Below are 6,282 nucleotides of genomic sequence, written 5' to 3' on the forward strand. Positions count from 1 at the left end.
GGATAAGAGACCGGGCCATCAGTCCCGACGGGCAGTACCGGTAACTCGTCGGGACTAATGGCCCGAGGCCACCCAGAGTCCCTCCCACAAAAAAAGCCGGTCGCACCGGCAGCAGGACGATGTCAGAGGCCATCGCCTATCCCAAATGCGAACAGGCCCATGGACCGTCGTCCCCGCGTAGGCGGGGACCCAGCGACCTTCGTGCTCAAAAGGCAATGACACTGGATCCCCACTTGACCCGTCATTCGGCTGTCGAAGCGTTCCGCGGAGACGACGAGTCTTATCGGACACTTCGAGTCCTGATGCAGCGTCGGCCCAGCAGAAGCCCCCAGACTGAACGCTGCACAGGAGTCCGGGTCAAGCAATTCACACGCATGCCCGGCATGCTCGCCATCCCAGGGAGGAGATGCGATGCGTGAACGTTTGATCGGTGGCGTGAGCAACGGCGTGATTGCCGGTGCGTTGTGGGGACTGGTGTTCCTGGCGCCGCAGCTGCTGCACGATTTCTCGCCGTTGCAGTTGTCGGTATCGCGCTATCTCGCCTATGGCCTGGTGGCCGCCTGCGTGCTGGCACCGCGCTGGTCGCGCCTGCGCGGCAAGCTCGGCAGCACGGAATGGTGGGCGCTGGTGCGGCTCAGCCTGCTCGGCAATCTCATCTATTACGTGCTGCTGGGCGCGGCAGTGCAGTGGGCCGGTGTCGCGGCGACCTCGCTGATCATCGGCCTGTTGCCGGTGGTGGTGACGGTGATCGGCACGCGCGCGGCTGGCGCGGTGACGCTGTCGCGACTGGCCGCGCCTTCCGCGCTGGGCGTGCTTGGCGTGGCGCTGGTCGCATTCGAGGCACTGCACGGCAGCACGCAGGAGACCGGCAGCCTGGTCACGCGCGCGGCCGGCTTGGCCTGCGCGTTTGGTGCGCTGGTGTCGTGGTCGGCCTACTCGATCGTCAATGCGCGCTGGCTGTCGCGCCGGCCGGACCTGTCGGGCGGCGACTGGTCGTTGCTGACCGGCATCGTCACCGGCGCGCTGGCACTGCTGGCGGCGGTGCCGGCGTTCGCGCTGGATCGTGTCGGGCATCTGCCGGCCGACTGGGCGCGCTTCTGGGGCATCGGGCTGGTGCTGGCGATCTTCGCCTCGGTGGTCGGCAACGCCTGCTGGAACCGCGCCAGCCGGCTGCTGCCGCTGACCCTGGTCGGGCAGATGATCGTGTTCGAGACGGTGTTCGCGCTGCTGTATGGCTTCCTGTGGGAATGGCGGCTGCCGACGCTGCTGGAGAGCCTCGCCATCGCCTGCCTGATCGGCGGCGTGATCTGGTGCGCCTCGGCGCATGTGGAGCGGCGCAGGGTGCATCAGCCTGCCTCGTAGGAGCGGCTTCAGCCGCGATGAAGCTTGCCCATTTGAATCCCCGCACAAGGATGTGCGGGCTGTTGCAGAGGGATCTGCGCTAAGGCCCCATCGCGGCTGAAGCCGCTCCTACGGGAAGAATGGCTATATTCGGAGCCTCTTCGACCCTGGAGCCCGCGATGAAACGCCTGTTCCCCGCCCTGCTCCTGCTGTTGGCGGCCTGTGCTGCCCCGGCCTCGCAATCGCAGACCACCGCGCCCGGCAGTCCGCCGGCCCAGCTCAATACCACCTGCCATACCGATGCCGACTGCGCGGTCAAGAACGTCGGCAACTGCTGCGGCGCCTACCCCGCCTGCGTGAACGTCGCCAGCCGCACCGATCCGGAAGGTGTGATGGCGCAATGCCGTGCCAGCGGCCGCATGAGCGTGTGCGGCTTCCGCGAAATCACCGGCTGCCAGTGCGTGTCCGGCCAATGCACCGCAAAGGACACCCAGGCCGATACACTGCGCCGCCCCCTCGACACCCCGGAACCGGTCCGCTGATGCTTTACGCGCAAGTCCATCTCACCCTGCCCGCCTGGGTCCACGAGCACGTCGACACCGCCGTCGCCTATCCCGGCGATGCGCCCAAGGTCGCGCTGGCGATCGAACTGTCGCGGCTGAACGTGGAACACCGCAGCGGCGGCCCGTTCGGCGCGGCGGTGTTCGGGCCGGACGATCGCATCATCGCGGTCGGCGTGAACCGGGTGGTACCGCATACCACCTCGCTCGCGCATGCCGAGAACATGGCCTACATGCTCGCCCAGCAGCGCCTGCAGACCCATCGCCTGAACGAGCGGCTCAAGCCGGTCACGCTCGCCACCTCCTCGCAGCCCTGCTGCCAGTGCTACGGCGCCACCGTGTGGGCCGGCATCGACCGGCTGCTGATCGGTGCCAGCGCCGAGGACGTGATGGAGCTGACCGCATTCGACGAGGGCCCGCTGCCGGCGGACTGGATCGGCGAACTCAACAAGCGCGGCATCGAAGTGGTGTGCGGCCTGCATCGCGACGAGGCGCGCGCGGTGCTGCGCACGTATGGGGAAAGCGGTGGCGATCATTACTGAGCATCGGGTGTCCGCCGCAGCACGCAATCACATGTCGTCATCCCCGCGCAGGCGGGGATCCAGGGACGTTGCTCCATTGAAAGCAAAGTCCCTGGATCCCCGCCTACGCGGGGATGACGAGCCAGAAAACACTGCTGGCCCCACGGTGACGCAATGAACGGCCTGCTGTGCTACTGCCGGCAGGGCTTCGAGCCCGAGCTGGCCAGCGAGCTGTCGGTGCGCGCCGCCGAGGCCGGCATCGCCGGCTACGCGCGTACCCAGCGCAATGACGGTTACGTGGTGTTCGTCTGCGATGAAAGCGAGGCGCTGAGCAGGCAACTGGCGTGGCGCGAGCTGATCTTCGGTCGCCAGAAACTGCGCCTGTTGGCCGAACTGCGCGGCATCGATCCGAAGGACCGCATCACCCCGATCCTCGCCGCGCTGGAAGGCGCGCCGCGCTTCGGCGATCTGTGGGTAGAACACCCCGATTCCGATTCCGGCAAACCGCTGGCCGGGCTGGCGCGCAGCTTCGGCAACGCGCTGCGGCCGGCGCTGCGCAAGGCCGGGCTGCTCACCGACAAGCCACAGGAACGGCTGCCACGCCTGCATGTGTGCTTCGTGCAGGGCGACCACCTGTTCCTCGCCGTCGCCGATACCCGCGACAGCGCGCCCTGGCCGCTCGGCATCCCGCGCCTGAAGCTGCTGCCGGACGCGCCCTCGCGCTCGGCGCTGAAGCTGGAAGAAGCGTTGATGACGCTGCTCTCGCCAGAAGAACACCAGGCGCTGGTCAAGCCCGGCATGCGCGCGGCCGACCTCGGCGCCGCGCCCGGCGGCTGGACCTGGGTGCTGACCCGCGAACACCTGCACGTCACCAGCGTCGACAACGGCCCGCTGCGCCCGCACGTGCTGGATACCGGCCTGGTCGAGCACGTGCGCGCCGACGGCTTCCACTGGAGGCCCGAGCGGCCGCTGGACTGGATGGTCTGCGACATGGTCGAACAGCCTCGACGCGTGGCCGAACGCATGGCGACCTGGTTCAGCGAGGGCTGGTGTCGGCATGCGATCTTCAACCTCAAGCTGCCGATGAAGAAGCGCTGGGACGAGACCGAGCTGTGCCTGCAACTGTTCGCGGATCAGGCCGGAAGGCCACTGCGGATACGCGCCAAACAGCTGTACCACGACCGCGAAGAGATCACTGTTGCAGCGTTAGGCACCTGACCTGGAGCACTCATGCATCACCGTCCACGTCCCTTGATCCGTATCGCGCTGGCAGCCCTGCTGCTGGGCGCGGCCACCGGCGCGTTCGCCACCGGCAAGCGCCAGCAGAAGCTGCCCACCGCCTACGTCGCCAGCGACTACGTGCCCGACGGCGTATTCGGCAAGGGCATCGAAGGCCCTGCGGTCGGCCGGGACGGTCGCCTGTACGTGGTCGCGTTCGGTGGTGACGGCACCATCGGCCGGGTCACGCCCAGCGCCGACGGCAACAGCGGCCAGGCCGAACTGTTCGTGCGCCTGCCGGCCGGCAGCAACGGCAACGGCCTGCGCTTCGGCGAGGGCGGCATCCTGTACGTGGCCGACTACACCGGCCACAAGGTGCTGGCGATCGATCCGAGCACGCGCGAGGTTTCCACCTTCGCCAGCGACGCGCGGATGCACCAGCCCAACGACCTGGCACGGGCGCCGGACGGCACCTTGTACGCCAGCGATCCGGACTGGGCGCAGGGCACCGGGCAGATCTGGCGGATCGACCGCGAAGGCCGCGCCGAACTGCTGGAAACCGGCATGGGCACCACCAACGGCATCGAGGTATCGCCGCGCGGCGACCACCTGTACGTCAACGAAAGCGTGCAGCGCAAAGTCTGGGTCTACGACCTCGACGACGACGGCAAGATCTCCAACAAGCGCCTGCTGATCGAGTTTCCCGATGCCGGCCTGGACGGCATGCGCTGCGATCGTGACGGCAACCTCTACATCGCCCGCTACGACGCCGGCAGCGTGGTGGTGGTCTCGCCACAGGGCCGCTTGCTGCACACGGTCCTGCTCAAAGGCCGCAAGCCGACCAACCTGGCCTTCGGCGGCAAGGACGGCCGGCAGGTGTACGTCACCCTGCAGGATCGCGGCGCGATCGAGACCTTCCACAGCGAGGTCCCGGGCCGCGAGACCGGGCGCAAGAAGGAACGCTGAGCCCTCCCCCACTGTCGTCCCCGCGCAGGCGGGGACCCAGCGACTTGTGCCCTGGGCTGGCGAAGATGCTGGATGATCGGCTCTTCGGACCGCTGAATGGCGCTTCCCGCTTGATCGGCCATTACCAGCCATTACCAGCCATTCGGCTGTTGTGAAGCACTTCGGCTGCTGAAAAGCGCTTGGCGGGGATGACGCGCTCCGCACCACTCCAAGGCGTCTCATCCAATGCAACCGGGTCATGGCATCCTGCATCGATACCGTGGAGGAGCGGCGATGCAAGCGATCGAACTCAAGGACCCGGCCGGGTTCGCCAACGAATTCCTGCGGCTGACGTTGCTGCAGGGCTTCCAGTCGTTGCCCAAGCGCGACCTGGAACTGCTGATCTTCGTGCTGCTCGAACGTGACGGCGCGATCGCACGCGGCGACGCCAATGCCACGGTGGCGCTGCAACTGCGCGTCACCCCTGCCAAGGTCAAGGCGCTGCGCCGCGACGGCTACGCACGCTGGCGCGCGCTGGTACCCGAGGAAGCCGACGCGGCCCTGCAGCGGATCGTCGCCACCGTGCTGACCGAGGACAACCTGCGCTCGGGCGCAAAGCACGTCAGCGAACGCAGCCGCAAGGAGGGCTTCCTCGCGGTGCGCATCGAGCATCCAGACGATGCGCAGCGGTTCGAGCAGGCGATCCTCGACGTCGGCGCACTGCCGGTCTATGAGCGCAACCGTGAAGTCGTCGCGGTGCGCTTCGACACGCTGCTGAAGATCGCCGAGCGCTGGGGCTACCTGCAACCCGATCCGGAAGCGACCGTGCGCGAGCTGAAGAAGCTCTCGCCCACCGCCGAGGAAGTGGCCGACCTGCTGAAGAAGGATCTCAAGCAACTGCGCTGGGAAGACGTGCGACGCGCGCTCAACAGCCTCGGCGCCAAGGCGATCGCCAGCACGGCCGAGGGTGGGTTGAGGGGCTTGTTGAAGATCGCGTTCCCGTTCATTCCGGGATAGCGCGCCATCATAGAGCGAAGCTTGCTCCACTGACGTTTTCCCGGGAAAGCCCGGCCGAGCAAGCTCGGCTCTACGACCGCGCTCCATCACGCATTCCGCGGCTACTTCGCGGCATCTTCAACACATCGCGGCTAAGGTAGCCCCCGTTGCAAAGCCGATACGGGGGATCCATGAAACGCGCCAGCCACATCCACATCATCGCCCTCTGCGGCCTGCTCGCCGCCGGCCCCGCCGCGGCGCAGCGCTACGCCGCGATCCCGAAGGACACCGCGACCACCGAGCCCCTGCACGAGGCGCCGGCCAACGTGCGCAGCCAACCGCTCAGCGACGGCGAGGTCAGCCACGAAGTCCAACTCGCCGTGCCGGTCGGCGAAGCGCCGGTAACGGTGCGTTCGATCGAGCCGAACAGCCTCACCGCTCACCCGCACATCGACTTCGACGCGCTCGACACCGACCGCGACGGCTTCATCAGCCGCCAGGAAGCCCAGGCCAATGCGGCGCTGGCCGAAGAGTTCAATCTGCTGGACACCCCCCATCGCGGCAAACTCAGTCGCGAGCAGTTGGCCGACTGGGTCAAATGACAGCGCACCGCATCGGCTTTCGACTTCACCGTCACTCGCGATGCACATGTAGGAGCGCCTTCAGGCGCGAGGGGCTTTACCGGTAAAGCCCCTCGCGCC

Annotated in this window: 7 protein-coding genes; all 7 read left to right on the forward strand. The window is 67.4% G+C overall.

Annotation, left to right across the window (positions count from 1 at the left end; all coding sequences use genetic code 11):
* Nucleotides 1-411: 411 nt before the first annotated feature.
* The 7 genes from AC3WJE_RS20740 to AC3WJE_RS20770 all read left to right on the forward strand — a co-directional run bounded on the left by AC3WJE_RS20740 (nucleotide 412) and on the right by AC3WJE_RS20770 (nucleotide 6,183).
* Nucleotides 412-1,362, forward strand: coding sequence for a DMT family transporter (locus AC3WJE_RS20740; protein ID WP_493732739.1), 951 nt, complete (start codon nucleotides 412-414; stop codon nucleotides 1,360-1,362).
* Nucleotides 1,363-1,520: 158 nt separating this feature from the next.
* The gene (locus tag AC3WJE_RS20745) at nucleotides 1,521-1,883 is read left to right on the forward strand and encodes a hypothetical protein (protein WP_493732740.1); all 363 of its coding nucleotides are present in this window, start codon (nucleotides 1,521-1,523) and stop codon (nucleotides 1,881-1,883) included.
* Nucleotides 1,883-2,443, forward strand: coding sequence for a nucleoside deaminase (locus tag AC3WJE_RS20750; RefSeq protein ID WP_493732741.1), 561 nt, complete (start codon nucleotides 1,883-1,885; stop codon nucleotides 2,441-2,443). Before AC3WJE_RS20745 ends, AC3WJE_RS20750 begins: the two co-directional genes overlap by 1 nt.
* A gap of 153 nt (nucleotides 2,444-2,596) precedes the next feature.
* Complete coding sequence (gene rlmM, locus AC3WJE_RS20755) at nucleotides 2,597-3,640, forward strand: 23S rRNA (cytidine(2498)-2'-O)-methyltransferase RlmM (RefSeq protein WP_493732742.1); 1,044 nt, start codon at nucleotides 2,597-2,599, stop codon at nucleotides 3,638-3,640.
* Nucleotides 3,641-3,652: 12 nt separating this feature from the next.
* Nucleotides 3,653-4,606, forward strand: coding sequence for an SMP-30/gluconolactonase/LRE family protein (locus AC3WJE_RS20760; protein WP_493732743.1), 954 nt, complete (start codon nucleotides 3,653-3,655; stop codon nucleotides 4,604-4,606).
* 273 nt (nucleotides 4,607-4,879) lie between these two features.
* Nucleotides 4,880-5,602 carry a hypothetical protein gene (locus AC3WJE_RS20765; protein WP_493732744.1) on the forward strand — a complete coding sequence of 241 codons (723 nt, stop codon included), beginning with the start codon at nucleotides 4,880-4,882 and terminating at the stop codon, nucleotides 5,600-5,602.
* A gap of 170 nt (nucleotides 5,603-5,772) precedes the next feature.
* Complete coding sequence (locus AC3WJE_RS20770) at nucleotides 5,773-6,183, forward strand: EF-hand domain-containing protein (RefSeq protein ID WP_493732745.1); 411 nt, start codon at nucleotides 5,773-5,775, stop codon at nucleotides 6,181-6,183.
* Nucleotides 6,184-6,282: the final 99 nt, after the last annotated feature.

The organism is Pseudomonas sp. GW821-FHT07E12, assembly GCF_058986605.1.

Coding starts and splice junctions, on each gene's coding strand:
- AC3WJE_RS20770 (WP_493732745.1), top strand. CDS start 5,773: ATGAAACGCGCCAGCCACATCCACATCATCGCCCTCTGCGGCCTGCTC.
- AC3WJE_RS20765 (WP_493732744.1), top strand. CDS start 4,880: ATGCAAGCGATCGAACTCAAGGACCCGGCCGGGTTCGCCAACGAATTC.
- AC3WJE_RS20750 (WP_493732741.1), top strand. CDS start 1,883: ATGCTTTACGCGCAAGTCCATCTCACCCTGCCCGCCTGGGTCCACGAG.
- AC3WJE_RS20740 (WP_493732739.1), top strand. CDS start 412: ATGCGTGAACGTTTGATCGGTGGCGTGAGCAACGGCGTGATTGCCGGT.
- AC3WJE_RS20760 (WP_493732743.1), top strand. CDS start 3,653: ATGCATCACCGTCCACGTCCCTTGATCCGTATCGCGCTGGCAGCCCTG.
- AC3WJE_RS20745 (WP_493732740.1), top strand. CDS start 1,521: ATGAAACGCCTGTTCCCCGCCCTGCTCCTGCTGTTGGCGGCCTGTGCT.
- rlmM (WP_493732742.1), top strand. CDS start 2,597: ATGAACGGCCTGCTGTGCTACTGCCGGCAGGGCTTCGAGCCCGAGCTG.